Origin of the sequence: Bradyrhizobium sp. CCBAU 53338, assembly GCF_015291665.1 — a bacterium.
Lineage (GTDB): Bacteria > Pseudomonadota > Alphaproteobacteria > Rhizobiales > Xanthobacteraceae > Bradyrhizobium.
Map to the genome: position 1 here is coordinate 3,868,895 of NZ_CP030048.1, position 24,725 is coordinate 3,893,619.

The following is a 24,725-nucleotide window of genomic DNA, read 5'->3' on the forward strand; positions in this document are numbered from 1 at the left end:
TGGTTGAAAGCCTTGTGGGTCGAAAGTCGTGCCTTGGTCGAGGGGCGCGCGGCTTTCCCGAAGGGACGCATCATCACGATGGCCGATCGATATCAGAACAGATCTCTTCCTTCCGATGACTATGGTCGCGACGCCGATCAGCATGGGAGGGCGGACAGCGATCCCTTGGCCGAACTCGCCCGCCTGATCGGGCAGACCGACCCGTTCGCAGCGCAGGGCCGGCCAGGCGCGCGCCCGGCAGCGCCCGCACCGACGCAGAGCTATCAGGACGACGATTATTCGCAGGACGACTATCGGCAGGACTATGCCGAGCCCGCGCCGCAGGCTCAGCCAGGGCCGCCCTCATGGATGCGCCGTGCCAACGTGCAGGCGCAGCCCGCGCCGGAGCCTGACGATCCCGTTGCCGTGAATCCGGTTCATCCGCTGCATCGCTATGCGGCCCAGCCGGCCGCGCCCGAGCCGCAGTATCATCCGCCGCAGCAGGCCTATCAGGGCCGCGCCTATCAGGATCAGGCTTATCAGGATCAAGCCTACCATCAGGATCAGGCCCAGCACCAAGCTTACGAGGCGCCCTACGAGCAGCCCGATCCGGCGCGCTACGACGATGCGCTCTATGGCCGGCTTGAGTCGGGCGAGCAGGATTTTCAGCGTGAGCCGGCCTATCCGGACGACCCCTACGCATTCCAGAGCGACTATCCCGAGGCCGATCTCGACGAGCCCAAGAAGTCGCGCGGCGGCATGATGACGGTCGCTGCGATCCTTGCGCTCGCAGTGGTCGGCACTGGTGCAGCCTTCGCCTACAAGACCTATATCGGCTCGCCCCGCAGCGGTGAGCCGCCGATCATCAAGGCAGACAACACGCCGACCAAGATCGTGCCGGCGCCGTCCGACTCGGCCAAGGTGCCGGACCGCATGGTGAGCGGCGACGGCAGCGAGAAGATCGTGCCGCGCGAAGAGGCCCCCGTCGACGTCAACGCCAAGGCAGCGGGTCCCCGCGTGGTGTTTCCGCCGCTGAACCCGAATGCGAATCCGCCGGCGGTTGCGAGCGTGTCGCCGTCCAATGTTCCGCCGCCGGGCGGTCCGGTTCCGAGCAACGGGACGATGCCGAACAGCGCGCCGCGCGCGATCAAGACCGTGGCTGTGAAGGGCGACCAGACCGACAGCGCCGTGCCGCAGGCCGCCGCGCCGTCGGCCAAACCAGCCGCTTCTCCGAAGCCGGCCGCCGCGCTGCGCACGCCGCCGACCTCGGCCAATGCCAGCGCCAACCAGCCGCTCTCACTGGCGCCGCAGGCCGAGTCGCCGCAGCGGATGGCTGCAACCAATCCGACGCAGATTGCCCCCGCGAGCAGTGGTGGCGGCTATGTCGTGCAGGTGTCTTCGCAGCAGAGCGAGGATAGCGCCGCCGCGTCCTACCGGGTTCTCCAGAGCAAATATGGCAGCGTGCTCGGCTCCCGCTCGCCGGTGATCAAGCGGGTCGATCTGACCGACAAGGGCAAGGGCATCGTCTACCGCGCCTTCGCTGGACCGTATGGCACGGCCGACGAGGCGGTGCAGACTTGCAACAATCTGAAGTCGGCCGGCCTGCCGTCTTGCTTCGTCCAGAGGAATTAGCGGTCGTTTCCTTGACCCCCTTTCCGGGGCAGCGTTAATCGGCCCTATGACCACGCGGGCCTTCATTACCGGCGTATCCGGAACGGAACTGACCGCCCCTGCGCGGGTGTTTGTCCGTGCCGAATGCCCATCGAACGCGATTCCCTTCAGGCTTGGCTTCGAGATATCGATGCAAGTCGCGGTCTCTGTTGGGGAAATGACGACGGCGCGGCTGATTGAGGCTAATCTCGCCGGTCACAGCATTCCCGTGGATGGCGCCGCCGACCCGGTCCATCCCATGACGACTTCTGCGACAATGATTGCTCAGGTGATTCGCAGCGCAATCGGGTTCCAGGGTTTGTTAATGAGTAATGACGTGCCGATGAAGGCGCTGGCGGGAAGCATTGGCGGGCAAAATCACGCCATGTTGGCGGCCGGCACGCCGCTTCACAGCAACGACAATGCGCAACGGGACGCATTGACCGCAACCACGGCATCCGCATGACCGCAGAAATTCTATCGTTTGAAACCGGCCGGCCCGCAGAGCTCGCCGAGGGCGAGCCGGCGTTGGTGGTCGACGTCGAGGGCTATGAGGGCCCGCTCGACCTGCTGCTCGCGCTGGCGCGGCAGCAGAAGGTCGATCTCGCCAAGATCTCGATCCTGGCGCTGGCCGACCAGTACCTCCACTTCATCGAAGCCGCACGAAAGATCCGGCTCGAGCTTGCCGCCGACTATCTGGTGATGGCCGCCTGGCTCGCCTTCCTGAAATCGCGCCTGCTGCTTCCGGAGCCGCCGAGCGCGGAAGGCCCGAGCGCCGAGGAAATGGCGACCGCACTCGCCAATCGCCTGCGTCGCCTCGAAGCCATTCGCGAGGCGGCCAACCGGCTGATGAACCGGCAGCAATTGCTGCGCGACATTTTCCCGCGCGGCGAGCCCGAGCAGATCGCCGAGATCAGGCATCCGAAATACACCGCGACGCTGTACGATTTGCTCACGGCCTATGCCTCACAGCGCCAGTCGCGCGTGCTGGCGAGCGTGCATCTGGCCAAGCGTACCGTGTGGTCGCTCGCCGAGGCGCGCGCCACGCTTGAGCGTCTGGTCGGCAGCATCACCGAGCAGGACGATTGGGGCGTGCTCGACGATTTCCTGATCCGTCACGTCGCCGATCCGACGCAGCGCGCGACGGTGTTCGCCTCGAGCTTCGCAGCCGCGCTCGAACTCGTGCGTGAAGGTCAGCTCGAACTGAACCAGAAAGAGGCGTTTGCGCCCATCTATTTCCGCAAAGGGCGCCCGAAACCGGTCGCGGACGCAGCGCCTGCGCCCGATGCGCCGGTCGGTTAAGTGCAAGAAGGAGAAGCTGCCATGGCAAGCCTGGCTGAAGTGCGGGTAGAAGAGGCCGAGCCGATGGAGAACGAATCCCAGGCCCGTCCCGAAGAATTGCGGCTGCTGGAAGCGCTGCTGTTCGCCTCGAGTGAACCGTTGGACACCGCGACGCTGGCCAAGCGCATGCCCGAGGGCGTGGACGTGAAGGCTGCGCTCGAGCAGCTCCAGGTCGATTATGCCTCGCGCGGCGTCAACCTCGTGCGGGTCGCCAACAAATGGACCTTCCGCACCGCCGGCGATCTCGCCTGGCTGATGACCCGCGAGAGCACCGAGACCAAGCGCCTGTCGCGCGCGGCGATCGAGGTGCTGGCGATCATCGCCTACCATCAGCCGGTGACGCGCGCCGAGATCGAAGAGATCCGCGGTGTGGTCACCTCCAAGGGCACGCTCGACGTGCTGCTGGAGACGGGCTGGATCAAGCCGCGCGGCCGCCGCAAGACGCCGGGCCGTCCGCTGACCTTCGGAACCACCGAGGACTTCCTGTCGCAGTTCACCCTGGAACAGCTCGGCGATCTGCCGGGCCTCGAGGAGCTGAAGGGCACGGGCCTGCTGGATTCGCGCCTGCCGACCGGCTTCAGCGTGCCGACGCCCTCGGACGACCCGGCGCTGCGTGAGGACGAGGATCCCCTGGAACCGGGCGAGGAGCTCGATCTGGCGCTGGCGCCTGCGGTGGAGCCCGAGACCCCGCCGGAAGGCGGCAATGAGGGCGGCAGCGAGGAGTAATCCTCCGGCCGTCCACGGGGCCCCTTGCGACCGGTTAACACTAGCAAGATTACGTAGTGCCAACAGCGAATTGGCACTGCCTTGGTCCTTGTTTTTGAGGCCTGCCAAGCCTACGTTCCGGTCAAGATCGGCCGGGTCCCGGCCATGCGCGTTTGGAGGGTTGCAGGATGGGTTCACTTAGCATTTGGCACTGGATCTTGGTGATCGCAGTGGTCCTGCTGCTGTTTGGCCGTGGCAAGATTTCTGATCTGATGGGCGACGTGGCGCAGGGCATCAAGGCCTTCAAGAAGGGCATGCAGGACGACGACAAGCCCGCCGAGAAGCAGGAGCCCTCGAAGTCCATCGAGCACAATGCCGCGCCGACAGCGGCACGGTCCGACGTCGGCAGCAAGGCCGTCTGAGCCAGGAGCACGCGAGACGCGGGAAGCGGACCCGATCCTGCACGTGAGGGATTGGGCCGGTCGTGGCTTCGCGTGAACGGAAGACGTCATGTTCGACATCGGCTGGAGTGAGCTGGTCCTGATCGGGGTTGTTGCCCTGGTCGCCATTGGCCCGAAGGAGCTTCCGGGCGTGCTGCGCATGGTCGGCCAGTGGATGGGCAAGGCCCGCAAGATGGCCGCCGAATTCCAGGGCCAGTTCCAGGAAGCGATGCGCGAGGCCGAGATGGCCGACCTCAAGAAGAGCTTCGACGAGGTCAAGGAAGCCGCCTCCGGTTTCACCGGCGGCGGTCTGATGACTTCCCTCCAGAAGGACGTGAGCGACGCGCTCCGCGTCGATGCGCTCGACAAGCCGGCCGAGACGCCGGCGATGGCTGCTGTCGAACCGCCGGCAAGCCCGACACCCCCCGAAGCGCCGACCCCCGAGACCTTCGTGGAAGCGGAGGCACATTCGGCCGCGAATGAGCCGCTCGCCATCACCCGTGAGGTCGAGCAGACACCGGTTGCGCAGGACACCGCATCCGAAGCGATCAAGGACGCCAAAGCGTCATGAGCGACGCCGATATCGAGGCCAGCAAAGCCCCGCTGATGGACCATCTGATCGAGCTGCGCTCGCGGCTGATCAAGGCGCTGCTCGGCTTTGGTTTGGCCTTCATCTTCTGCTTCTTCTTCGCCAAGCAGATCTACAACGTGCTGGTCTGGCCGTTCGTTTGGGTCGCGGGTGCAGAGAACTCCAAATTCATCTACACGGCGCTGCTGGAATACTTCATCACGCAGCTCAAGCTCGCACTGTTCGGTGCGGGATTCATCTCGTTCCCGATCGTCGCGACGCAGATCTACAAGTTCGTCGCGCCCGGTCTCTACAAGCATGAGAAGCAGGCCTTCCTGCCATATCTCGTTGCGACCCCGTTCTTCTTCGTGATGGGCGCGGCGCTGGTCTATTTCGTCGTGCTGCCGATGCTGGTGCGCTTCTCGCTGGGCATGCAGCAGGTGGGCGGTGACGAGACCGCGCAGATCCAGCTCCTGCCCAAGGTCGGCGAATATCTCTCGCTGATGATGTCGCTGATCTTCGCCTTCGGCATCGCCTTCCAGCTGCCGGTGATCCTGACGCTGCTCGGGCGGGTCGGCATCATTACGTCAAAGATGCTGCGCGAGAAGCGCCGCTATTTCATTGTTCTGGCCTTCATCATCGCAGCCGTGCTGACGCCGCCTGACATCCTCAGCCAGTGCTCGCTCGCGATTCCCCTGCTTGCGCTCTACGAGGGATCGATCATCGCGGTGTCGATGGTGGAGAAGAAGGCGGCTGCCTCGCAGGCGGCCACCGGTACGGACGTGTCGACGCCGGCCAATCCGGCGGAGTAGGGCACTTTCGCTCTATCATACCGCTGTACAGCCGATGATTCGTCATGCCCGGGCTTGACCCGGGCATCCACGACTTGATCTAAGGCGGTTGATACGTGGATGGCCGGGATGAACCCGGCCATGACGGGAAAACAGCCATGCACGACATCAAATCGATCCGCGACAATCCGCACGCCTTCGACGCCGGACTCGCCCGGCGAGGTCTGAAGCCGCTGTCGGCGTCGCTGCTCGCGATCGACGAGCGTCGGCGGGCGGCGATCCTGGCTTCGGAGCAGGCACAGGCACGGCGCAACGCGGCGTCCAAGGAAATCGGTGACGCGAAGAAGGTCAAGGACGAGGCGCGTGCGGCCAAGCTGATGGCCGAAGTCGCCGAGCTGAAGACCACGATGCCCGAGCTGGAGGCCGCCGCGAAGGCGGCCGACGAGGAGCTCACCAAAGAGCTGTCCGCGATCCCGAACATTCCGTTCGATGACGTGCCAGATGGCGTCGACGAACACGGCAATGTTCAGCGCCACGTGTTCGGTGCCAAGCGCAATTATGGTTTTGCGCCGAAGCTGCACGACGATCTCGGCACCACGCTCGGCTACATGGATTTCGAAGCGGCGGCAAAGCTCTCCGGCGCGCGCTTCGTCGTGCTGAAGAAGGGGCTCGCGCGGCTCGAGCGCGCAATCGGTCAGTTCATGCTCGACCTGCACACTACCGAGCACGGCTACACCGAGATCAACCCGCCGCTCCTTGTGCGCAACGAAGTTATGTTCGGGACCGGGCAGTTGCCGAAATTCGAGGACGACCAGTTCTGGGCGATCAAGGGCGAGCTGCTTGCAGAGCCCGACCACGAGCGACTGAAGACTGAGCGCCTCGGCCTGATCCCCACCGCGGAAGTGTCGCTCACCAATCTCGCGCGAGAATCCATTCTCGACGAGAAGCAACTGCCGATGCGGCTCACCGCGCTGACGCCATGCTTCCGCGCGGAAGCGGGTGCTGCCGGGCGCGACACGCGCGGCATGATCCGCCAGCATCAATTCACCAAGGTCGAGCTGGTCTCGATCACGCCGCCGGAGACCAGCAAGGACGAGCTGGAGCGGATGCTGTCCTGCGCCGAGCAGGTGCTGCAGAAGCTCGACCTGCATTATCGCGTGATGACGCTCTGCGCAGGAGACATGGGTTTTTCGTCGCAAAAAACCTATGACATCGAAGTGTGGATGCCCGGGCAGGGCGATGGCGGCATGTTCCGCGAGATCTCGAGCTGCTCGGTCTGCGGCGACTTCCAGGCACGGCGCATGGACGCGCGCTCGCGCGGCCCGGACGGCAAGCCGCGCTTCGTGCACACGCTGAACGGCTCCGGCACGGCCGTCGGCCGCGCGCTGATTGCTGTGATGGAGACCTATCAGCAGGAGGACGGCTCGATCGCGGTTCCCAGCGTACTCCAGCCCTATATGGGCGGATTGAAGGTGATCGCTCGCGAGTAGCGAGGCGTTTTCGAGCGAAGAGGTCACCGCGTTCGCGCCAAGCAGGAACCGCGTGTTGCCGGTCTGAAGCGCGGAAACGTTTGGTTGCGAAGATCGGGCGGCCGGCTATCCTGACGCCCGCCCGCGAACGCGAAACCAACGTCCATGGCCTTGCACCGCGACATCTTCTGGATCGGCCGTCAATGGGCGGTGACAGGTGCCGGCATCCAGGCCGTCGATCAGCGTTTGCGTGGCGTGCTTGATATCGACATCGCACGGCTCTGGGACGACGCACTCATTCAAGGCCGCAGAGCGAAGGCCGGCGTCAATGTCGAGGATTTTGACCAGGCGGTGACGTTGGCACGCGGTCGTTATCCGCAGACGCCTGTGGCGGAGCCGCCCATCGCGCAACTCAACGCGCTCGGTGTGATTGAAACATCGCCCGCCACGATCCCGGTCGTGCCATCGATGCAATTACGTGCGGAGGGCAGGCTCGCGCGCTTCCTGCCGCAATGGCGAGTCCGCCGCTAGCGGAAGGGGCAATTGCTGCGTTGCGGCGATGAGCGGGAATCACGGGTGAGGTCTGCGCCGAAGCCGGTTTGCCTGATCGGTCCCAGGGGGATAAGACGACCTGATCCCAGCTCAGGAATCGACCACCGGCATGCGCATTCTCTGCACCAATGACGACGGCATCAACGCTCCCGGCCTCAAGGTCGTGGAGGAGATCGCACGCGCTCTGTCCGAGGACGTCTGGGTGGTGGCGCCCGAACTCGATCAGTCCGGTGTGTCGCATTCGCTGTCGCTGAACGATCCCCTGCGCCTGCGCGAAGTCGGACCTCGGCACTTCGCGGTGCGAGGCACGCCGACCGACTGCGTCATCATGGGCGCGCGCCATATTCTCGGCGCCAAGCTCCCCGACGTCGTCCTCTCTGGCGTCAACAAGGGCCGCAACGTTGCCGAGGACGTAGTCTATTCCGGCACCATTGCCGGCGCTCTCGAAGGCACCATTCTGGGCATCCCGTCATTCGCGCTGTCGCAGGAATTCAACGTCGAGACGCGCGAGCGGTTGCCATGGGACACCGCGCGCAAATTCGGCCCCGACATCCTGCGCAAGGTGATCAAGGCCGGCATTCCCAAGGAGACGGTCATCAACGTCAACTTTCCCTCCTGCGCGCCGGAAGACGTGCTCGGCATTCGCGTCACGCGGCAGGGCAAGCGCAACCTCGGTTTCCTCAGGATCGACGAGCGCAGGGATGGCCGCAACAATCCCTATTTCTGGATCGGCTTCGAGCGCGCAGCAATGATGGACACGCCGGCCGAGGGGACCGACCTCGCGGCGCTGCGCGAGCGCTACGTCTCGGTTACGCCGCTGCGGCTCGACCGCACCAATGAAGCGTTTTCCGAAGAACTGAGCGCGATGCTGAAGTAGCGGCTAGCCTAGCCGCCGCGCAGCGCGGCCTCGATGGTCTTGCCGAGCGCGTCGAGCTGAAACGGTTTCTGAAGCGCGGGCCGGTCGCGGTATTGCTCCGGCAGGCCCGACGAGCCGTAGCCGGTCGCGAAGATGAAGGGGCAGCCCTTGGCGCTGATGACGTCGGCGACCGGTGAGATGACCTTGCCGTTGACGTTGACGTCGAGGATGGCAATGTCGAATTCGGTGGCCTGAGCCAGCCGCATCGCCTCGGTGATGTCGCCCGCTTCGGCTGCGACCTTGTAGCCCAGCTCCTCCAGCATGTCCGCAACCATCATTCGGATCATCACCTCGTCCTCGACGAGGAATACAGAGCGGCCGGAAAGCCCTGTCGCGGTCATTGTCGTTGAGTCCTTGCCCATTCGTGAAAACGTTCGCAGATAACACGAATCGACGCAATGCGCGTTTCAGCCGGCTGGCCCATGAAAATGGCCGTGGTGGCTCGTCCGCTGCAAGCGATTTATGGTCAAATCCTAAGCCGGAAGGCTATCATGGGTTCCTGAGCAGGAACAAGATTCTGGCTCTGGAAACTGGCGCAAAAACCATCGATCCGGACCGGACGAGACGACATAAGCAGCGATGATCTCCAATCAGCCCCCACCGGAAAAGATGATGTTTCAGCTTACGCTGAGGCGTCGCGGCATCAGTGATCAGGCCGTGTTGCGGACCATGGAGGAGGTGCCGCGCGAGCTCTTCGTCGAAGCCTCCGATCGCGACGGCGCCTACCGTGACAGCGCGCTGCCGATCGCCTGCGGGCAGACCATCAGCCAGCCCTTCGTCGTGGCCTATATGACCGAGCAGCTTCAGCTCCAGAAGAGCCACCGCGTGCTCGAGATCGGCACGGGCTCCGGCTACCAGGCCGCCGTGCTGTCGAAGCTGGCGCGCGAGGTGCTGACGGTCGAGCGCTATCGCAAGCTCGCGGACACCGCGCGCGCCAGGCTCGAAAAGCTGGGCTGCCACAATGTCGAGGTGATGCTCGGCGACGGCCTCGATCTGCCAGCGAACATCGGCCCGTTCGACCGCATCATCGTTACCGCCGCGGTCGAGCAGATCCCGCAGAACCTGATCGATCGGCTCGAGCTCGGCGGCATCCTGATCGCGCCGGTCGGCCCGCATCAGGGTGTGCAGACGCTGACGCGCCTGATCCGCGGGGATCGAGGGATCGAGCGCAAGGAACTCGTCGAGGTCCGCTTCGTGCCGGCGCTCCCCGGCGTGGCGCGGGAGCTGTAGAATTCCGGATCGGCAGCGCATCCAACATCTTATTGGGAGGGTTAAGCCGTTATTTACTTGGCGCGTGTTTACTTAAAACACGAGTTCTGTTGCGTACGAGTGAGTAACCATGTCTGTTGTCGCCGAGTTGCTTTACTCGCGCCGCGTACCGCAGGTCGCGGTGCTGGCGCTGATTTCCTTCAGCTTCGCAGGGTGCAGTGCCGACATGTCGTCGCGGCTGTCCCAGTCGAATTTCTCAAATCCCTTCGCTGAATCGACCGGTTCGGTGCAGCAGGCTCCGCCTCCGCAGCGTGAGTTGCCGCAATATGCGCGGCCGCAGACCCAGCCCGGCTACTATCAGTCCCAGGCCTTGCCGCCGCCGGCGGTCGCCGCGCCGCAATCCTATCCGGTTGCCTCTGGCGGGGGAGTCTCGGGAGGCGGGCGCGGCCTCGGCTCGTACACGCCGCCGGCCCAGCCGCGTCTCGAAGCCACCGGCACGGTGCCGCCCCGCTCGGTCGCAGCCGCCCAGCCGGTCGGCGGAACCAAAATCATCGTCGGCACCAGCGATACGCTCGACGTGCTCGCGAGGCGCTATCACGTTACGCCGCAGGCGATCATGGCCGCCAACGGCTACAGGGGCCCGCGCGCGCTCTCGCCTGGCCAGCAACTGATCATCCCGCATCCGGGTGCAACGGCTGCCGCGCCGGCGCCGGCGATGGCTCCGGTCGCCGCGGCTCCCGCGATGGCGCCGAAGCCGGTTGCTGCCGCCGCTGCGCCGTCGAGCTTCCACTTCGTCAATCGCGGCGACACGCTCGTCAGCATTGCGCGCAAGAACCATATCTCCGCGGCGGAGCTGGCTCGCGCCAATGGAATGCAGCCGTCGACGAAGCTCAAGCTCGGCACCAGGTTGACCGTGCCGGGCGCGAGGACCGCCGCGGCTGCGGCTCCGCTTGCTCCGGCCCCTGTTGCTGCAGCGCCCGTTGCGGCTGCGTTGCAGCCGGTCGCGGCCGCTCCCGCGCCCGCCACCAGGATGGCCGTTGTCGCCCAGCCGGCGCAGAGTGCGCGTCTGGCCCAGGCAACCGCCAACATCGACGAGAAACCCGCTGCCGAAGCACCGGCCAAAGCGGCGGAGACCACCAGCTCGCTGCCGACCTTCCGCTGGCCGGTGCGCGGCAAGGTGATCACGAGCTACGGCACCAAGACCAATGGCAAGGCGAATGACGGCATCAACGTCGCGGTGCCCGAAGGCACGCCGGTCAAGGCGGCTGATGACGGCGTCGTTGCCTATTCCGGCAACGAGCTGAAAAACTACGGCAATCTGGTCCTGGTTCGGCACGCCAACGGCTACGTCACCGCATATGCCCATGCGAGTGAGCTGCTGGTGAAGCGCGGCGATACCATCAAGCGCGGTCAGGTCATTGCCAAGTCGGGTCAATCCGGGGAGGTGGCGTCGCCGCAGCTCCACTTCGAGATCCGTAAGGGATCGAGCCCGGTTGACCCGCTTCAATTCCTGAACGGGGCGTAAGGCCCCGTCGGGCTCTCGCTCTCTCCACAAGAACGAAATTATCGCCCGCCCTGTGTGTCATGGGGCGGGCGATCCTGTGCTTGAAATCAGTGCTACTTCGTCGTCAGCTTGACGCCGAGGCGCCCCGCCAGCTCCTGCACGAACTGCCAGGCGACGCGACCCGAGCGCGAGCCGCGCGTGGTGGACCATTCCAGCGCTTCGCGCTCCAGCGCCTCGTCGTCGACCTTGATGCCGAAATGGCTGCAATAGCCGCGCACCATGGCGAGGTATTCGTCCTGGCTGCAGCGGTGGAAGCCGAGCCAGAGGCCGAAGCGGTCCGACAGCGAGACCTTTTCCTCGACGGCCTCGCCCGGGTTGATCGCCGTCGAGCGCTCGTTTTCGATCATGTCGCGCGCCAGCAGATGACGGCGGTTGGACGTCGCATAGAGGATGACGTTGTCGGGCCGGCCCTCGATGCCACCTTCGAGCACGGCCTTGAGCGATTTGTAGGACGCGTCATTGCCGTCGAAGGAGAGGTCGTCGATGAAAACGATGAAGTGGAAGCTCGAGTCGCGAAGCTTCTCCATCAGCATCGGCAGCGTTTCGATGTCCTCGCGATGGATCTCGATCAGCTTGAGCTTTTCAGAGGGTTTGCGATCGGCGTTGATGCTGGCATGCGCCGCCTTCACGAGCGACGACTTGCCCATGCCGCGCGCACCCCAGAGCAGGGCGTTGTTGGCGGGCAAGCCGTTGGCGAAACGCTCGGTGTTCTCCATCAGGATGTCGCGCATCCGGTCCACGCCCTTCAGCAGGAACAGCTCGACGCGACTGACCCGCGGCACTGCGGCCAGGCGGCCGTCGGGGTGCCAGACATAAGCGTCCGCCCGCTCGAACGACTCGCGTTCGACGGCCGGCCTGCCCTGGGCTGCAAGGTGCGCCGCAATCGTCTCCAGCGCGCGGACGATGCGGTCCTGGGAGAGGTCCGGGACGGCCTTGGAGAGGGGGGCCTTTTGGACCGCCTTGGGGCGTTTTGCCGCGACCTGGGCGGGCTTTGTGGCAGGGGTACGGGGGCCTTTGCCGGCCGGGCTTTTGCTTGGTTTTTTTGGCATGTCCGAAGTTCCTGAGAATGCAGCCTTATCGGGCCTGACGGCGCGCCGCAAGGTGGCCAAAAGGGGCGGTCTGGCAGCGTTGCAATTGGGGCGGTGGTCGCTATAGTCCGCGCGAATTTGACCGAACCGGTCGCCTTTGAGGGCCTGACCGGTTTTCCCCCGTTTCCACGAGGATCGTCCGAATGTTCATTACCCCTGCGTATGCCCAGGCCGCGGGCGCCGGTGACACCAACAGCATGTTGATGTCGCTGCTGCCGTTCGCCCTGATCTTCGTGATCATGTACTTCCTGATTCTGCGCCCGCAGCAGAAGAAGGTGAAAGACCACGCCGAACTCGTGAAGAACATCCGCCGCGGCGACACCGTCGTGACCTCGGGCGGCCTGGTCGGCAAGGTCACCAAGGTGGTCGATGACGACCAGATCGAGTTCGAGATTTCCGACGGCGTGCGCGTGCGCCAGATGCGGTCGATGATCTCGGGCGTGCGCGCCAAGGGCGAGCCGGCCAAGGACAGCGCGAAGGAAAGCGCGAAGGACGACGCCGCGGCGAAGTGAGCGCTTTCCCGCGAGTCTTTAAAATCTCCTGATCTGACAGGTCCAGTCGATGTTGTATTTCACGCGGTGGAGGGCGCTCGGGATCATCCTGACGGCGCTGATCGTGTGCCTCTGCGCGGTCCCGAATTTCTTCCCCGAGGCGCAGGTCAAGACCTGGCCCGCCTGGGCGCAGCGTCGGCTCGTGCTCGGCCTCGACCTTCAGGGCGGCTCCTATCTGCTGCTCGAGGTCGATGCCAATTACGTCAAGAAGGAAAAGCTCGACCAGGTTCGCGACGATGTCCGCCGCGTGCTGCGCGAGGCCAAGATCGGTTATACGGGCCTCGCGACTCGCGGTGACGCCGTCGAGGTCCGGGTCAAGGACACCGAGTTCGAGACCGCGCTGGCCAAGCTGCGTGACCTCGCACAGCCGGTCGGCGGCCTGCTCGGGTCGAGCAGCCAGCGCGACCTCGACGTCTCCGATGCCGGCGGTGGATTGATTCGCCTGGCGCTGTCGCAGCCGGCGATGGTCGAGCGCATGCGCAAGACCATCGAGCAATCGATCCAGATCGTGGAGCGCCGCGTCAACGAGCTCGGCACCGTCGAGCCGGTGATCCAGCGCCAGGGCACCGACCGAATTCTGGTGCAGGTTCCGGGCCTCCAGGACCCGACGCATCTGAAGGAATTGCTGGGCAAGACCGCGAAGATGGAATTCCGCATGGTCGACACCTCGGTGCCGCCGGACCAGGCGCAACGCGGCGGCGTGCCGCCGGATTCCGAGCTCCTGATGAGCCAGAGCACGCCGAAGGTGCCTTACGTCGTCAAGAAGCAGGTGCTGGTCTCGGGCGCCGAGCTTACCGATGCGCAGCCCGGATTTGACCAGCGTACCAATGAGCCGATCGTCTCCTTCCGCTTCAACTCCACTGGGGCGCGCAAATTCGCGCAGGCCACGCAGGAGAATGTGGGGCTGCCGTTCGCGATCGTGCTCGACAACGAGGTGATCTCGGCGCCTGTGATCCGCGAGCCCATCACCGGGGGGCAGGGGCAGATCTCGGGCAACTTTACCGTCCAGTCAGCCAACGACCTCGCGATCCTGATGCGCGCCGGCGCGCTGCCGGCGCCGCTCGCTGTGGCCGAGGAGCGCACCGTCGGTCCGGGCCTCGGCCAGGACTCGATTGAGAAGGGCGAGCTTGCGGCCTATGTCGGCTCGATCATGGTCATCGTATTCATGCTGCTGACCTACCGCCTGTTCGGCGTGTTCGCCAACATCGCGGTGGCCGTCAACGTCGCCATGATCTTCGGCCTGCTGTCGCTGCTCAATGCCACGCTGACGCTGCCCGGCATTGCGGGCATCGTGCTCACCGTCGGCATCGCGGTCGACAGCAACGTGCTGATCTACGAGCGCATCCGCGAGGAGCTGCGCGGCGGCCGCAACGCGATCTCGGCGATCGACGCCGGGTTCAAGCGGGCGCTCGCGACCATCCTCGATTCCAACATCACCACCTTCATTGCCGCTGCGGTGCTGTTTTACATCGGCACTGGTCCGGTGCGCGGCTTCGCCGTGACGCTCGGCATCGGCATCATCACTACGGTGTTCACCGCCTTCACGCTGACCCGGCTGATCGTGGCCGGGTGGGTGCGGTGGAAGCGGCCGCAGAACGTGCCGATCTAGGAGCCTGACCGTGACTCACTACGTTCTCATCGGGCTCGGCATCCTGATTGCTGTCCTCACCGTGGTCTCGGTGTTCGGCTGGCTGCCGTCACTGCGCATCGTCCCGGACAATACGCATTTCGACTTTACACGCTTCCGTCGCATCAGCTTCCCGATCTCGGCGGCGCTGTCGATCGTTGCGATCACGCTGTTCTTCACCCATGGCCTGAATTTCGGCATCGACTTCCGTGGCGGCACGTTGCTGGAGGTCAGGGCGAAGTCGGGCGCCGCCGACATCGCGGCGATGCGAACCACCCTGGACGGCCTGCGTCTTGGCGAGGTCCAGTTGCAGCAGTTCGGTGGCCCGGAGAACGTCCTCATCCGCGTCGCGGAGCAGCCCGGCGGTGACGCTGCCCAGCAGGAGGCCGTGCAGAAGGTCCGCGGCGCGCTCGGTGATTCCGTCGAGTACCGCCGCGTCGAAGTGGTCGGCCCCCGCGTTTCTGGCGAACTGCTGGCATTCGGCATGCTCGGCCTGATGCTCGCGATCGTCTCGATCCTGATCTATCTCTGGTTCCGGTTCGAATGGCAGTTCGCGCTCGGCGCCATGATCGCCAACGTCCACGACATCGTGCTGACCATCGGCTTCATGTCGATCAGCCAGGTCGATTTCGACCTGACCAGCATCGCGGCGCTTCTGACCATTCTGGGCTATTCGCTCAACGACACTGTCGTCATCTATGACCGTATCCGTGAAATGCTGCGGCGCTACAAGAAGATGCCGATGCCGCAGCTGCTGAACGAGTCCATCAACTCGACGCTGTCACGCTCGATCATCACCCACTTCACGGTGACGCTGGCGTTGCTGGCGCTCCTGCTGTTCGGCGGTCATGCCATCCACAGCTTCACGGCCGTCATGATGTTCGGCGTGGTGCTGGTCGGCACCTACACCTCGATCTTCATCGCCGCACCGATCCTGATCTATCTCGGCGTCGGCGAGCATCGCGAAGATGCGAAGGAAGAGGCTCCGCCGTCGAAGAAAAACAAGGCATGATCCGAACCGGATGCCCTCGCATGAGTTTGCGAGGGCAGTAGCCTCATTCGGACGAAGCTCATGGCCGGCGATCCCAACGCTCCCCATTTCCCGCGCCCGGCGCCCATCGAGGCCTATGGCAAGGGCGGCTTCGCCTTCGCCGGCATGTCGCACCGCGGCTCGCTGCTCTGCCTGCCCGACGCGATCTGGGCCTGGGATGTGACTGATCCCGCCAAGATCGACCGCTATTCGCTGGATCGGGTTTTCGCCGCGGCCAACAGCATCGACACCCTTCTGGTTGGTACCGGAACCGGGCTCTGGCTGGCGCCGCCGGAGTTACGCCAGGCGCTGAAGGCGGTGAGGGTGGTGCTGGACACGATGCAGACCGGCCCGGCCGTGCGCACCTACAACATCATGATGGGCGAACGGCGCCGCGTCGCGGCTGCGCTGATTGCCGTGCCATGAGCAGCACTGCGCCGCCGCCGGATACCGCGACGTTCTGCGCCGACCTGGTGCGCAGCCACGACTTTCCGCGGTATGCCGCGACCCTGTTCGCGCCGGCCGCCGAGCGCCGCGCGCTGCTGGCGCTCTACGCCTTCAATGTCGAGATCGTTCGCGTTCGCGACCAGGTGAGCCAGCCTTTGCCGGGCGAAATACGCTTTCAATGGTGGACCGACCTGTTCTCCGGGCTCGTTCACGGCAGCGCCGAGGGCAATCCAGTGGCAGCCGAGTTGCTGCGCGCGATCCGCGATTTTGACCTGCCGGTCGAGCCATTGTCGTTGCTGGTCGATGAGCATCAGTTCGATCTCTACAACGATCCGATGCCGACCATGACGGCGCTTGAAGGCTATCTGGCCGCGACCTCGTCGGCTTTGTTCGCGCTGGCAGCGCGGATCATGGGGGTATCTTCGGACGAGGCCGAGCATCTCGCGCGGCACGCCGGATTGGCGCAAGGGATCACGCAGGTGATTGCGAACCTGCCGCGGGACTCGTCGCATCGGCAATTGTTTCTGCCGCAGCAATTTTTGACCAGCCATGGTTGCGGCATGGAGGACGTGTTTGCTGGCAAGGCGACACCCGATCTCCATGCCGTGCTGGACCAGCTCATCGGCGAAGCGCGACAGCATCTGGCGACGGCCTTGTCGCTGCTGGCGCACGTGCCGCTCTCGGCGCGGGCCGCCTTCCTGCCGCTGAGCCAGGTACGGGCCGATCTCGATCGGCTGTCGCGGCCGGGGCGCAATCCCTTCGCGCCGCAGCCGGTCTCGCGGTTGCGCACCTTGTGGACGCTGTGGCGGGCTTCACGATCCCGGGAATTTACCAAATAGCGGTTGGCTTGTCGCCCAAACCAGTCAAATGCTCTATGCTGTCCCATGGCTGAGATGTCCCAAATCGCATCTTCTGATCTGAGCGGCCTTCCGGTTACGCCGGCTGACATTCACGCCGCGGCCGAGGTCATCCGGGGCGCCGTCGTCGAGACGCCCTGCAGCTACAGCCGGACGCTGAGCAACATCTGCGGCTGCGACCTCTGGCTCAAGTTCGAAAACCTCCAGTTCACGTCCTCGTTCAAGGAGCGTGGTGCGCTGAACCGGCTGACTGCACTGACGCCGGAGGAGCGTGCGCGGGGCGTCGTCGCCATGTCGGCGGGCAACCATGCACAGGGCGTCGCCTATCACGCCAGGCGGCTCGGCATTCCCGCCACCATCGTGATGCCCGTGGGCACGCCGATGGTGAAGGTCGAGAACACCAGGCATCATGGTGCCGAGGTGGTCGTGACAGGCGCGACGCTGGAGGAAGCGGCTGCGTTTGCACGAAGCCATGGCGAAGCCCGCGGCATGATCTTCGTCCATCCGTATGACGATCCACGCGTCATCGCGGGGCAGGGCACGGTCGGGCTGGAGATGCTCAAGGCAGTGCCGGAACTCGACACGCTGGTCGTCCCGATCGGCGGTGGCGGCCTGATCAGCGGCATTGCCATTGCCGCAAAATCGCTAAAACCGTCGCTGCGGATTCTCGGCGTCGAAGCCTGGCTTTATCCCTCGATGTACAATGCCGTCCATGGCGGCAATCTCCCGGCGCGCGGCGATACGCTCGCCGAAGGCATCGCGGTCAAATCGCCGGGCAGGATCACCACGGAAATCGTTCGCAGCCTCGTCGACGACATCGCGCTCGTCAACGAAGCCGAGCTCGAGCGTGCGGTCGCGACCCTGATCTCGATCGAGAAGACGGTCGTCGAGGGCGCCGGCGCCGCAGGCCTGGCGGCCATCATGTCCGATCCCACGCGGTTTGCCGGCGAGAAGGTTGGTCTGGTCCTGAGCGGCGGCAATATCGACACCAGGCTCATTGCCTCGGTGCTGACGCGCGAACTCGCGCGTGAGGGGCGGCTGACGCAGCTCTCGCTCGATATTCCTGACAGGCCTGGCCAGTTGGCCGCGGTCGCGGCGCTGCTCGCAGAGGCCGGTGCCAACATCATCGAGGTCTCGCACCAGCGGACCTTCTCGGATCTGCCGGCGAAGGCGACGCTGTTGCAACTCGTCATCGAGACTCGCGACAGTGCGCATCTCGACGAGGTCATGGCCAAGCTCAGCGCCTCCGGTTTGAGCGCGCGCTGCACCTGAAGCGGACTATTCCGTCAGCCCCGCGGCGCGAAGGGCCTCACCAAGCTCCGCCGCCAACGCCGGCGCGCAGTTGACGCCCTGGAATTGACGGCCGTAGCGGAAAGTCGGGTGCAGTTCCAGCACCCGGGCTGCGGCTGCTTTTGCCTCCTGCAATCGGCCGAGCTTTGCGAGCGCCGCCGCCAATTGCACGTGGGTGATGCTGTGGCGCGGATTGGCCTGAACCGAGCGGTAGGCCGCACGGCAGGCCTCTTCAAACCGGCCGCGGTGGAAGTGTCCCATCGCCTGTGCGTCGAAGGCTGCGAACGCCCAGGAATCGAACGGGCTGAGCCGCATGCCGCGCTCGCTCCATTCGATGGCGCGGTCGGCATCGCCACCCCAGCCCAGCATGACGCTGCCGAGGATGTAAGTCAGCGCAGATGACGGGCTGATCGAAAGCGCCGCGTCGAGCGCGGTGAATGCCGCGGAGCGATCGTGCCCATCCATGCCGATCGAAAAGCCCGCCAATGTGAGCGCAACGGCGTCATCCTGCCCGTGGGCGATGGCCGATCGTGCATGATTGATCGAGGCGGCGCGGCTCGCCTCCTGCAAACCGGCACGAAGGAAAAGGCAATGATGGCACATCGCGGCGTTGCCGTGCGCCAGTGCGTAGGAGGGCTCGAGCGCGATCGCGCGCTCGAGCAGAACAAGCGCTTGCGTCACATGCTCCGGCATGCCGGAATCGACGTCAGGCTGGGCCCGCAGGACGAGGTCATAGGCATCGAGGCTGTCGGGCCGCTGGCGCTTGACCCGGTTGATTTCGGCGCGACGCAGGCTCGGCGCGATGGCACCCACGACCGACATGGCAATGTCGTCCTGAAGCGCGAAGATATCATCGGACCGGCGGTCATAGCGCTCGGCCCACACATGCATGCCGGTCGACGCATCAATCAGCTGACCCGTGATCCGCACATTGCTGCCGGTCTTGCGGACGCTGCCTTCCAGCACGTAGCGCACACCAAGCTCGCGGCCGACCTGCTTCACCTCGACCGCTCGGCCCTTGTACGTAAACGTGGAGTTCCGCGCGATCACGAACAGCCAGTTGATGCGGGACAGGCCGGTGATGATGTCGTCGACCATTCCGTCGGCAAAATAGTCCTGCTCCGCGTCGCCGCTCAGGTTCGTGAACGGAAGCACCGCGATTGATGGTCTGTCCGGCAATGTCAGCGATGGTGTGGAGGCCTTCGCCGGGTCGGACACCGTCACGGACGGACCGACATAGCGATAGCCGCGCCGTGGCAGGGTCTCGATCCATTGCGCGCCCCCGGAAGCGTCTGCCAGCGTACGCCGGACGGCGGCCATTTGGACTGTCAGGTTGCTGTCTTCAATTGCCTGGGCGGGCCACGCTGCCTCGATCAAGGCGTCCTTCGATACTGGCATGCCGGCTTGCTGCACCAGCAAGGTCAAAAGCTGCACCGCGCGCTGGCCGAGCAGGGTTGGCTCGGCCCCGCGGAACAGAATCCCTGCATCGGCGTCGAGGCGGAACGGACCAAATTCAAGGATCGCGGCCATCGCCGAAGAAGGCCACATTTCGCAGGTTTTTTGCAATGATTTCCGCGTTGGTTCGCTACTTCCCGGAGCAGGCGGGTCATCATGGTGCCGTTGCCAGGCAATCTGGCGACCAGCCATGGAGGACCACATGAACGCAAAGCCGCTCGTCCGCAGGCCCGGCGAAACCAGGGGAGTGATGCTGCGCGGTCAGCCGATGGCTTTTCTGGTGACGGGGGAGGACACCCGTCACACCAGCATGTTCGATTGGACGATTCCGGCCGGGTTCGCCACGGGCCGGCATGTTCATCGTGTGCAGGAAGAGACCTTCTACATGCTCGAAGGCGAGTGCGAATGGCACGTCGCCGAAGAGGTTGTCCGGGCCAAGCCGGGGACCTACCTCTTCATTCCTCCGGGCGTTCCTCACAACATTACCAATGTCAGCGACAAGCCCGCACGCGTGCTCATGACCGTCTCCCCACCGGGGCACGAACACTATTTCGAGGAATTGGCCAGGCTCACCGCCAGCGGAGCGCCGGACGCAAAAGCGATCAGCGAGTTGCGCGCCCGCTTCGATACGGACCAGCTGTCGCCACTGACGACGAGGGCCTGAAGCTCCTGGCGGAAAAGCGCGCTATCGCGATGCCAGGCCTGCGAGGAAGGCGACCAATCGATCGATCTCCGCTTCCGTGTTGTAGTAATGCGGGGACGCCCGCACGACCACCGGCAGCGCGCGAGCTTCGGCATCGATCCGGGTACTCGACGGATCTGATGCGCCGATGGTGATGCCGGCTGCCGCCGCTCTGCTGACGATCGCGTCTGCTTCGTAGCCGTCCATCGTGAAGCTGACGATGGCACCCGGTGTGCGGCCGAGGTCGCGAATGGTGACACCGCTGATAGCGACGAGGCCCTTGCGAAGGCGGCCGGCCAGCAGGCGGCAGCGCTGCTCGATCGGGGAGAGGCCGATCGCGAGGGCATAGTCGACGGCGGCGCCCAGACCGAGCCGCGCCGCGTAATTGTTCTCCCAGGTCTCGAACCGGCGCGCATCGTCGCGGAGCTGATAGTGGTTCCGCGAGATCCAGGGTGCCGCAAAATGGTCGATCATCGGCGGCTCCAGCCCTTGCAGCAGCGGTCTGCGGACGTAAAGGAAGCCGGTGCCGCGCGGACCGCGCAGGAACTTGCGGCCGGTGGCGGAGAGCATGTCACAGCCGATCGCTTCGACGTCGACTTGCATCTGCCCGACCGCCTGACAGGCATCGAGCAGATAGGGAATGCCTTGTGCCCGCGCGATCTTGCCGATGGCCGCGGCGGGATTGACCAGCCCGCCATTGGTCGGAACCCAGGTGATGGCGATCAGCTTCACTTTGTCGTCGATCATGCGTTCGAGCGCCTGGATGTCGAGCTCGCCGGTGGCATCGCTCGGAACCACGTCGATGACTGCGCCCGTCCGTTTGGCGACCTGAAGGAACGCGACGTAGTTGGCGGCGTATTCTGCCTCGGCGGTCAGGATTCGGTCGCCTGCGCAAAACGGCAGCGCGTAGAACGCCATCTGCCAGGCGACGGTCGCGTTCTCCATGAGTGCGATCTCGTCCGGCGCGGCATTCAGCAAACGCGCGACCGAGCCGTATACCGCGTCGAGCCGGCCGGACTCGCGGTCGGCAGCGGCATAGCCGCCGATCTCGCTCTCCAGATCGATATGCGACTTCAGCGCCTCCACAACCGGCGTGGGCATCAGTGCCGCTCCAGCATTGTGGAGATAGGCGCGCCAGGAGGCGGCCGGCGTGTCGGCGCGTATTCGATCGATGTCGATCAATCGGCTCTCCCTCTCGCGATCCATCTATCAGCATGGATTAAAGGCGCCGAACAAGGCGAGCAAGCCGGGAGCGGGCTACGTCTCAGATGCAGAGGCCGAGCAGCTTGACGTGGCAGTTGCTGGATCTTGGCTTGCTCGCAGGGGTGACCTCGCGTTTCACAGCGACCAGTGGCTCGCTGTCCTTCTTGCCCTTGCCCTTCCCTGGCTTCGGCTCGTAATCGCCGGCGATCACCATCGCCCAATAGGTGCGCTTGCCGCTGGCGTTCTTCGCGCTGGCGATGCCGACGCGCGAGGCATTGTGCAGCAGCAGGTTCTTGCGGTGGCCGGACGAGTCGATCCACTGTCCGAGCGTCTTCTCGAAGGTGTCGTAGCCGTAGGCGATGTTCTCGGCGGCGCGGCCCGCGCCTGACGGCGCGACGCGCTTGGTGAACGGGCCAAGGGCATCGTGGCTCAGATCATCCTTGGCCGCCATCGCGCGGGCCTGGTTCATCGCGATGTGGTCGAGCGTAGCGTCGCGCACGACGCGGCCCTCACCATGCTTCGCCCGGAAGGCGGAGATCTGTTCGGCGGGGGACTCCGCGGCCATCACAGGCGCGACCGCCAGCAGCACCAGACCTGCGATCAGCAGGGCGGCGCGGCGCCTCATGGTCCCCCAGCTGGTCATTGTGCCCCAAGTCTGTGTAATCTTCGGCTTCTCCACCGGCATTGTGGACGCTTCAAGGCGCTGGTGTCTGACTGGTGGGCAGGTCGGCCTCGAAGTTGAAGCGGTCGCGCAGGTTCTTGCGCTGCTCCAGGATGTCCCTCAGGAAGGCGCGGTCCTGGTCGTTCTTCATCATTGGCTCGATCAGGTCGAGCTGGTTCATGGCCACGAGTTGCAGGATCTCGGTGCGCGGCTTGCCGCCGGCATCGCGCGGCAGGGCGTGGACAACCTGGATGTGTTCTGGGGGCTTCGGACCCTTGGCAGCGGTGAGCTCGTTGCGGAGCTGGCCTTCGAGCGCGGCTTGGTCGGCTTCCACGAACGCGTAGAGCCCGACGCCGGAGCGGCGGTCGGCAAACGCGACGATGGCGGTGTCGCGCACGGCGGGGTTCTTGCGGATCAGCTTGGCCAGCACCGGCGCGTCGTTGACGAGCCGGCGGCCACCGCCTTCGCGGTCGGTGAAGTTGAACAGACCGCGGGTGATGGCGCGATAGACCTTCTTGCCGGTGGCGAGCCACAGGCTCGCGGCGAAGGATTTCTTTGCCAGGATCTTGCGCTCGCGCGGCGTCAGCGCCTCGGGCGCATAGGAGCGCTTGTGCTTGAGCAGATGCCGGAGGTCTTCATAGGCAAGGATGCGATAGAGCCGGCCGCGGCGTGCGAAGCAGGCCGCGAGCTGGAAGTCGGTCACGTAGGCGCGCCCATCGCGGCCGACCAGCCAGTTCTGCTCCTTGGCGAGATCGTTGTGGCAGATGCCGGCGCGGCGCAGCCGGCGCAGCGCCGCCTTGGCCGAGCGGAAATAGGCGAGGTCGCCATGCGGCTTGGCCAGATGCAGCGCGACGCCGTCGACGAAGCCGCGCACCAGCGCGCGGCGGCCGGCCCAGAGCAGCTCGGGACCGACATCGAGGCCCTTGGCGAGCGCCAGTGCGTGCTTCTCTCGCGCGAATAAGTGGCGTGCGAGCAGGAACGACCACCACGGCACTTCATCGAGCCGGCGCAGTACGGCGTCGACTTCGCCGCTGTCATCGCGGTAGCGGCCGCGCTCGACCGTCGAGAACACGTCGCGCTTCAGCAGCACGCCCTCGATCCAGCGCGCCGAGAGCACCGCGGCGTCGTCTTTCGGGAGACTCATCGATATCTCACGCGGCTGCGGCGATGCGCAAATGATCGGCGATCCATCGATCGAGATCGGCGAGCGCCAAGGCGCTCATCGCCTGCTTCTTGGCCACCGTCTTCTCGTTGCCGCGCAGGCGCGTGCCGTCTGGCTTCTTCGTCGGTGCGCTGGCAAGCGGCGGGAACAGGCCGAAATTGATGTTCATTGGCTGGAACGAGCGCGTGCCCGGCTCGATGGTCTCGATATGGCCGCCGGTGATGTGGCCGAGCAGCGATCCGAGCGCCGTGGTGCTGGGTGGGCTTGCAAGTGTCTCGCCGCGCGCATCCGCGGCCGCATAGAGGCCGGCGATCAGGCCGACGCTGGCGGATTCGACATAGCCCTCGCAGCCCGTCATCTGGCCGGCAAAGCGCAGCCGCGGCTGCGCGCGCAGGCGCAATTGGCCGTCGAGCAGCTTTGGCGAGTTCAGGAAGGTGTTGCGATGCAGGCCGCCGAGGCGGGCGAATTCAGCTTTCTCCAGCCCTGGAATGGTGCGGAAGATGCGCTGCTGCTCGCCGTATTTCAGCTTCGTCTGGAAGCCGACGATGTTGTAGAGCGTGCCGAGCTTGTTGTCCTGGCGCAGCTGCACGATCGCGTAGGCTTTTGTCGCGGGATCGTGCGGATTGGTGAGGCCGACCGGCTTCATCGGGCCGTGACGCAGTGTCTCGGGGCCGCGCTCCGCCATCACCTCGATCGGCAGGCAGCCGTCGAAATAGGGCGTATTGGTTTCCCACTCCTTGAACTCGGTCTTCTCGCCCGCGATCAGCGCGGCGACGAAGCCGTCATACTGCTCCTTGGTCATGGGGCAATTGATGTAGTCGGCGCCGGTGCCGCCGGGGCCGACCTTGTCGTAGCGCGACTGGAACCAGGCCACCGACATGTCGATGGATTCGCGATGCACGATCGGTGCGATCGCATCGAAGAAGGCGAGCGCGTTCTCGTCGGTCAGTTCGCGGATGGCGTCCGCCAGCGGCGCAGAGGTGAGGGGGCCGGTTGCAACGATGACGTTGCTCCATTCGGCCGGCGGCAGGCCCTTGATCTCACCGCGGGCGATCTCGATCAGGGGGTGGTCGTCCAGCGCCTTGGTCACGGCCGCGGAGAAGCCGTCGCGGTCGACGGCGAGTGCGCCGCCGGCGGGGACCTGGTTGGCGTCGGCCGCGCGCATGATCAGCGAGCCGAGGCGGCGCATCTCCGCGTGCAGCAGGCCGACGGCGTTGTTGGCGGCGTCGTCCGAGCGGAACGAGTTGGAGCAGACGAGTTCGGCAAGCCCGTCAGTGCGGTGCGCCTCGGTCATGCGGTCCGGCCGCATCTCGTGCAGCACCACGGGTACGCCTGATTTGGCCACCTGCCAGGCGGCTTCGGAACCGGCAAGGCCGGCGCCGATGACGTGCACGGTGTTGGATAGGGGTCCTGTCATGGGGCGGACAGGTAGCGCTTTTCGGCGGTCAGTGGAATCGCCGAGATCGAGTTTTCGCCATCAGAAACGAC

General features: G+C 65.1%; 26 protein-coding genes. 19 read left to right on the top strand and 7 right to left on the bottom strand.

Translation table 11 applies throughout. The features are described from left to right. Positions 1 to 78: 78 nt before the first annotated feature. From XH90_RS18145 to surE, 10 genes are all read left to right on the top strand, one after another. A complete protein-coding gene (locus XH90_RS18145) occupies positions 79 to 1,611 on the top strand; it encodes an SPOR domain-containing protein (protein WP_194475738.1) in 1,533 nt (510 codons plus the stop codon). 46 nt (positions 1,612 to 1,657) lie between these two features. Continuing rightward, a complete protein-coding gene (locus XH90_RS39845) occupies positions 1,658 to 2,095 on the top strand; it encodes a hypothetical protein (protein WP_371748249.1) in 438 nt (145 codons plus the stop codon). Further along, positions 2,092 to 2,931, top strand: a complete 840-nt coding sequence (locus tag XH90_RS18155; protein WP_194475739.1) for a ScpA family protein — start codon at positions 2,092 to 2,094, stop codon at positions 2,929 to 2,931. Before XH90_RS39845 ends, XH90_RS18155 begins: the two co-directional genes overlap by 4 nt. A gap of 21 nt (positions 2,932 to 2,952) precedes the next feature. Next, complete coding sequence (gene scpB, locus XH90_RS18160) at positions 2,953 to 3,696, top strand: SMC-Scp complex subunit ScpB (RefSeq protein ID WP_194475740.1); 744 nt, start codon at positions 2,953 to 2,955, stop codon at positions 3,694 to 3,696. Positions 3,697 to 3,863: 167 nt separating this feature from the next. Then, positions 3,864 to 4,097 (top strand): twin-arginine translocase TatA/TatE family subunit, encoded by a 234-nt coding sequence (locus XH90_RS18165; protein ID WP_027529733.1) that lies wholly within the window; start codon positions 3,864 to 3,866, stop codon positions 4,095 to 4,097. Between the two features lie 88 nt (positions 4,098 to 4,185). Next, on the top strand, positions 4,186 to 4,686 hold the full coding sequence (gene tatB / locus XH90_RS18170; RefSeq protein WP_194475741.1) for a Sec-independent protein translocase protein TatB: 501 nt from the start codon (positions 4,186 to 4,188) through the stop codon (positions 4,684 to 4,686). Then, positions 4,683 to 5,495 carry a twin-arginine translocase subunit TatC gene (tatC, locus tag XH90_RS18175; protein WP_194475742.1) on the top strand — a complete coding sequence of 271 codons (813 nt, stop codon included), beginning with the start codon at positions 4,683 to 4,685 and terminating at the stop codon, positions 5,493 to 5,495. Before tatB ends, tatC begins: the two co-directional genes overlap by 4 nt. Before the next feature lie 137 nt (positions 5,496 to 5,632). After that, a complete protein-coding gene (gene serS / locus XH90_RS18180) occupies positions 5,633 to 6,964 on the top strand; it encodes a serine--tRNA ligase (RefSeq protein ID WP_194475743.1) in 1,332 nt (443 codons plus the stop codon). A 144-nt stretch (positions 6,965 to 7,108) separates the two neighbouring features. Beyond that, complete coding sequence (locus XH90_RS18185; RefSeq protein ID WP_194475744.1) at positions 7,109 to 7,474, top strand: hypothetical protein; 366 nt, start codon at positions 7,109 to 7,111, stop codon at positions 7,472 to 7,474. A 130-nt stretch (positions 7,475 to 7,604) separates the two neighbouring features. Further along, positions 7,605 to 8,372 carry a 5'/3'-nucleotidase SurE gene (surE, locus tag XH90_RS18190; RefSeq protein ID WP_194475745.1) on the top strand — a complete coding sequence of 256 codons (768 nt, stop codon included), beginning with the start codon at positions 7,605 to 7,607 and terminating at the stop codon, positions 8,370 to 8,372. 8 nt (positions 8,373 to 8,380) lie between these two features. On the opposite strand, the gene XH90_RS18195 is transcribed toward surE, so the two are convergent. Then, positions 8,381 to 8,752: a response regulator gene (locus tag XH90_RS18195; protein ID WP_194475746.1), complete on the bottom strand. Its 372-nt coding sequence runs from the start codon at positions 8,750 to 8,752 to the stop codon at positions 8,381 to 8,383. Positions 8,753 to 8,990: 238 nt separating this feature from the next. Between XH90_RS18195 and XH90_RS18200 the strand changes: the two genes are divergently transcribed. Further along, complete coding sequence (locus XH90_RS18200) at positions 8,991 to 9,641, top strand: protein-L-isoaspartate(D-aspartate) O-methyltransferase (protein WP_194475747.1); 651 nt, start codon at positions 8,991 to 8,993, stop codon at positions 9,639 to 9,641. A gap of 109 nt (positions 9,642 to 9,750) precedes the next feature. Then, on the top strand, positions 9,751 to 11,145 hold the full coding sequence (locus XH90_RS18205) for a LysM peptidoglycan-binding domain-containing M23 family metallopeptidase (RefSeq protein ID WP_194475748.1): 1,395 nt from the start codon (positions 9,751 to 9,753) through the stop codon (positions 11,143 to 11,145). 92 nt (positions 11,146 to 11,237) lie between these two features. Here XH90_RS18205 and XH90_RS18210 read toward each other — a convergent pair whose 3' ends face one another. After that, a complete protein-coding gene (locus XH90_RS18210) occupies positions 11,238 to 12,233 on the bottom strand; it encodes an ATP-binding protein (protein WP_194475749.1) in 996 nt (331 codons plus the stop codon). A 182-nt stretch (positions 12,234 to 12,415) separates the two neighbouring features. Between XH90_RS18210 and yajC the strand changes: the two genes are divergently transcribed. From yajC to XH90_RS18240, 6 genes are read left to right on the top strand one after another with little or no spacing between them, the layout of a single operon-like run. Next, positions 12,416 to 12,784, top strand: coding sequence for a preprotein translocase subunit YajC (yajC, locus tag XH90_RS18215; protein WP_148753779.1), 369 nt, complete (start codon positions 12,416 to 12,418; stop codon positions 12,782 to 12,784). 49 nt (positions 12,785 to 12,833) lie between these two features. Then, positions 12,834 to 14,432, top strand: coding sequence for a protein translocase subunit SecD (gene secD, locus XH90_RS18220; RefSeq protein ID WP_194475750.1), 1,599 nt, complete (start codon positions 12,834 to 12,836; stop codon positions 14,430 to 14,432). A 10-nt stretch (positions 14,433 to 14,442) separates the two neighbouring features. Then, positions 14,443 to 15,462, top strand: a complete 1,020-nt coding sequence (secF, locus tag XH90_RS18225) for a protein translocase subunit SecF (RefSeq protein ID WP_194475751.1) — start codon at positions 14,443 to 14,445, stop codon at positions 15,460 to 15,462. A gap of 60 nt (positions 15,463 to 15,522) precedes the next feature. After that, positions 15,523 to 15,906 carry an Mth938-like domain-containing protein gene (locus XH90_RS18230; RefSeq protein WP_194475752.1) on the top strand — a complete coding sequence of 128 codons (384 nt, stop codon included), beginning with the start codon at positions 15,523 to 15,525 and terminating at the stop codon, positions 15,904 to 15,906. Continuing rightward, positions 15,903 to 16,766 carry a phytoene/squalene synthase family protein gene (locus XH90_RS18235; RefSeq protein WP_194475753.1) on the top strand — a complete coding sequence of 288 codons (864 nt, stop codon included), beginning with the start codon at positions 15,903 to 15,905 and terminating at the stop codon, positions 16,764 to 16,766. Before XH90_RS18230 ends, XH90_RS18235 begins: the two co-directional genes overlap by 4 nt. Before the next feature lie 45 nt (positions 16,767 to 16,811). Beyond that, complete coding sequence (locus XH90_RS18240) at positions 16,812 to 18,056, top strand: threonine ammonia-lyase (protein WP_194475754.1); 1,245 nt, start codon at positions 16,812 to 16,814, stop codon at positions 18,054 to 18,056. Between the two features lie 6 nt (positions 18,057 to 18,062). On the opposite strand, the gene XH90_RS18245 is transcribed toward XH90_RS18240, so the two are convergent. Further along, positions 18,063 to 19,604, bottom strand: a complete 1,542-nt coding sequence (locus XH90_RS18245) for a winged helix-turn-helix domain-containing tetratricopeptide repeat protein (protein ID WP_194482725.1) — start codon at positions 19,602 to 19,604, stop codon at positions 18,063 to 18,065. Positions 19,605 to 19,731: 127 nt separating this feature from the next. On the opposite strand from XH90_RS18245, the gene XH90_RS18250 reads away from it, so the two are divergent. After that, positions 19,732 to 20,193 (top strand): cupin domain-containing protein, encoded by a 462-nt coding sequence (locus XH90_RS18250; RefSeq protein WP_194475755.1) that lies wholly within the window; start codon positions 19,732 to 19,734, stop codon positions 20,191 to 20,193. Positions 20,194 to 20,214: 21 nt separating this feature from the next. On the opposite strand, the gene XH90_RS18255 is transcribed toward XH90_RS18250, so the two are convergent. From XH90_RS18255 to trmFO, 4 genes are all read right to left on the bottom strand, one after another. Continuing rightward, positions 20,215 to 21,393, bottom strand: a complete 1,179-nt coding sequence (locus tag XH90_RS18255; RefSeq protein WP_194475756.1) for an aminotransferase class V-fold PLP-dependent enzyme — start codon at positions 21,391 to 21,393, stop codon at positions 20,215 to 20,217. A gap of 82 nt (positions 21,394 to 21,475) precedes the next feature. Continuing rightward, complete coding sequence (locus XH90_RS18260) at positions 21,476 to 22,039, bottom strand: CAP domain-containing protein (RefSeq protein ID WP_246755525.1); 564 nt, start codon at positions 22,037 to 22,039, stop codon at positions 21,476 to 21,478. Positions 22,040 to 22,109: 70 nt separating this feature from the next. After that, positions 22,110 to 23,219 (bottom strand): serine/threonine protein kinase, encoded by a 1,110-nt coding sequence (locus XH90_RS18265; protein WP_194475758.1) that lies wholly within the window; start codon positions 23,217 to 23,219, stop codon positions 22,110 to 22,112. A 7-nt stretch (positions 23,220 to 23,226) separates the two neighbouring features. Further along, on the bottom strand, positions 23,227 to 24,654 hold the full coding sequence (gene trmFO, locus XH90_RS18270) for a methylenetetrahydrofolate--tRNA-(uracil(54)-C(5))-methyltransferase (FADH(2)-oxidizing) TrmFO (RefSeq protein WP_194475759.1): 1,428 nt from the start codon (positions 24,652 to 24,654) through the stop codon (positions 23,227 to 23,229). Between the last annotated feature and the right edge of the window lie 71 nt (positions 24,655 to 24,725).